The sequence below is a fragment of the Halobaculum sp. EA56 genome (genome assembly GCF_051195075.1).
GTDB lineage: Archaea > Halobacteriota > Halobacteria > Halobacteriales > Haloferacaceae > Halobaculum.
The window spans coordinates 1-3,270 of sequence record NZ_JBNTJX010000059.1 but is presented as its reverse complement, the minus strand read 5'-3'; the positions used below and the strand labels follow the sequence as shown (position 1 = coordinate 3,270).

Sequence of the window (3,270 nt, the reverse complement as noted above, 5' to 3'; positions counted from 1 at the left end):
ATTGGCTACTGTGCCAGCTGGTGAATGGCTCGGCTCGAGAGCCGACGACGGACGTGCCAAGCTGCGATAAGCCGTAGGGAGCCGCATGGAGGCGAAGAACTACGGATCTCCGAATGGGAATCCCTCTACAATTGCCTTGCGCAATGGGGAACGCTCCGAATTGAAACATCTCAGTAGGAGCAGGAAGAGAAATCAATCCGAGATGTCGTTACTAACGGCGAGTGAACGCGACGCAGTCCAAACCGAAGCCCTCACGGGCAATGTGGTGTTCGGGCTGATACCAAGCAGTTCGGGTTCGTGAGAAGTCTCCTGGAACGGAGCACGATACAGGGCGACAGTCCCGTATCACGAACGCGGCCTGCGGATCAGTTCCCAGAGTAGCGGGGGTTGGATATCCCTCGTGAACATCTCAGGCATCGACTGAGAAAGCTAAACACTCCTCGAGACCGATAGCGAACAAGTAGCGTGAGCGAACGCTGAAAAGCACCCCGAGAAGGGCGGTGCAACAGGGCCTGAAATCAGCTGGCGATCGAGCGACGGGGCATAAAAGGCCTCACTCAGAATGACCGAGACGCGAGTCTCCAGTAAGACGAGTGAGGAGCCGATGTCGCGTCGTGCGTTTTGAAAAACGAACCAGGGAGTGTACTGCTTTGGCGAGTCTAACGCGTTCATCGCGGAAGGCATAGGGAAACCGACATGGGCGCAGCACTATGTGTGAGGCCCGCCGTGTTCAAGCGCGGGGAGTCGAAGCGGTACGACCCGAAACCGAGTGATCTACTCCGAGGCAAGGTGAAGCGTGCCGAAAGGCACGTGGAGGCCTGTTAGCGTTGGTGTCCTACAATACCCTCGCGTGACCTTGGAGTAGGGGTGAAAGGCCCATCGAACTCGGCAACAGCTGGTTCCGACCGAAACATGTCGAAGCATGACCTCTCCCGAGGTAGTTCGCGCGGTAGAGCCACCGATTGGGAGACCCGCCTCCGAGAGGAGTCGGCCTCCCTGTCGAACTCCGAACGTGCGAACGCCGTCGACGGAGGGAGTCCGGTGTCCCGGGGTAAGCTTGGGCACCGTGAGGGGAACAACCCAGAGCTAGGTTAATGACCCAAAGTGTGGATTAAGTGTAATCCTCTGAAGGTAGTCTCGAGCCCTAAACAGCCGGGAGGTGAGCTTAGAAGCAGCTACCCGCTAAGAAAAGCGTAACAGCTTACCGGCCGAGGTTCGAGGCGCCCAAAATGAACGGGACTCAAATCCACCTCTGATACCTAGCCGCCCCCCTGACCGGGGGGATCGTGTAGGTCGGCGTACTGTGCGGATGGAAGCACGGGTGAGAACTCGCGTGGACCGCGCAGTAACGACAATCCTGGTCACAGTAGCAGCGATATTCGGGTGCGAACCCCGAAGGCCTGAAGGGTAAGAGTTCCTCGGCACTGCTGATCAGCCGAGGGTTAGCCGATCCTAAGTCCGGCCGCAATTCGACCCGGACGAACGGGCAACTGGTTAATATTCCAGTGCTACCACGCGCTCAAAGTCGACACCTCCGCAACCGTCTAGCCGGGCACTCGCCCGGCCGAATCAGGGAATCCCGTGGAAGCCGTAACGGCACGAAGCGAGAGAAGCCTGAGACAGCGAAAGTAGACGTTAGCAGGGGTCCGTGAAAAGACGAGCGTGGTACTCGTATCGAGATCCGACACAGGTACCCTGGCAGCGCAAGCCAAGGCCGACGGGAGCAACCGACGTTAGGGAATTCGGCAAGTTAGTCCCGTACGTTCGCAATAAGGGATGCCTGCCCTCGACGGGGCAGGTCGCAGTGACTCGGTGGCTCCGACTGTCTAGTAACAACACAGGTGACCGCAAATCCGCAAGGACTCGTACGGTCACTGAATCCTGCCCAGTGCAGGTATCTGAACACCTCGTACAAGAGGACGAAGGACCTGTCAACGGCGGGGGTAACTATGACCCTCTTAAGGTAGCGTAGTACCTTGTCGCTTCAGTAGCGACTCGCATGAATGGATCAACGAGAGCCACACTGTCCCAACGTTGGGCCCGGTGAACTGTACGTTCCAGTGCGGAGTCTGGAGACCCCCAAGGGGAAGCGAAGACCCTATAGAGCTTTACTGCAGGCTGTCGCTGAGACGTGGCCGCTGACGTGCAGGATAGGTAGGAGTCGCTACAGAGGTGCCCGCGCCAGCGGGTCGCCCAGACAGCACTGAAATACTACCCGTCAGTGGCTGCGACTCTCACTCCGGGAGGAGGACACCGGTAGCCGGGCAGTTTGACTGGGGCGGTACGCGCTCGAAAAGATATCGAGCGCGCCCCAAGATTTCCTCACGCGGGACAGGAACCCGCGGAAGAGCGCAAGAGCACAAGGAAGTCTGACAGTGTCGTTCCAAGCGAGCGACGCTGACGCGAAAGCGTGGTCTAGCGAACGGACCACGGGCCTCAATGGCCCGGGTTTACGACAGAAAAGCTACCTTAGGGATAACAGAGTCGTCACGCGCAAGAGCACATATCGACCGCGTGGCTTGCTACCTCGATGTCGGTTCCCTCCATCCTGCCCGTGCAGAAGCGGGCAAGGGTGAGGTTGTTCGCCTATTAAAGGAGGTCGTGAGCTGGGTTTAGACCGTCGTGAGACAGGTCGGCTGCTATCTATTGGGGGTGTTACGGTACTTGACGGGAACGGTCGTATAGTACGAGAGGAACTACGACTGGTCGCCACTGGTGTATCGGTTGTCCGAGAGGGCAGCTGCCGAGAAGCTACGCGACACGGGGTAAGAGCTGAACGCATCTAAGCTCGAAACCCACCTGGAAAAGAAGTACCGCCGAGATTACTCGTAGAAGACGAGTTCGATAGACTCGGGGTGTACGCGTCGAGGCAACGAGACGTTCAGCCCGCGAGCACTAACAAATCGAGCCACACTCATATGCTGGAACCCGATGCCCTATGAATCGGGTTCAGGTGTTACCTGGATTGCACGTACATATCGGTCGCGAGACCACCCGACGTAGGCGTGACATCGGATCGTTCCCGATGGTCGGTATTAGGGCGGCCACAGCGGCGGGGCACCACCCGTACCCATCCCGAACACGGCAGTTAAGCCCGCCAGCGTTCCGGCAAGTCCTGGAGTGCGCGAGCCTCTGGAAACACCGGTTCGCCGCCCACCACTCATACACACACACACTCTCAGCCCACCGGCTCCACGCCGGTGGGCTGTTTTCATATACACAGGGCGACGCAGTCGCGCGTCGCCCACGAACACCGCCCGACAGCGGCGG

Annotated in this window: 2 rRNA genes; both read left to right on the top strand. The window is 58.7% G+C overall.

The annotated features are described in order from the left end of the window. Positions 1-2,919, top strand: a 23S ribosomal RNA gene (locus ACQUQ1_RS21840). 117 nt (positions 2,920-3,036) lie between these two features. After that, positions 3,037-3,158: ribosomal RNA gene (gene rrf, locus ACQUQ1_RS21835) — 5S ribosomal RNA — on the top strand. The last annotated feature ends 112 nt before the right edge of the window (positions 3,159-3,270 follow it).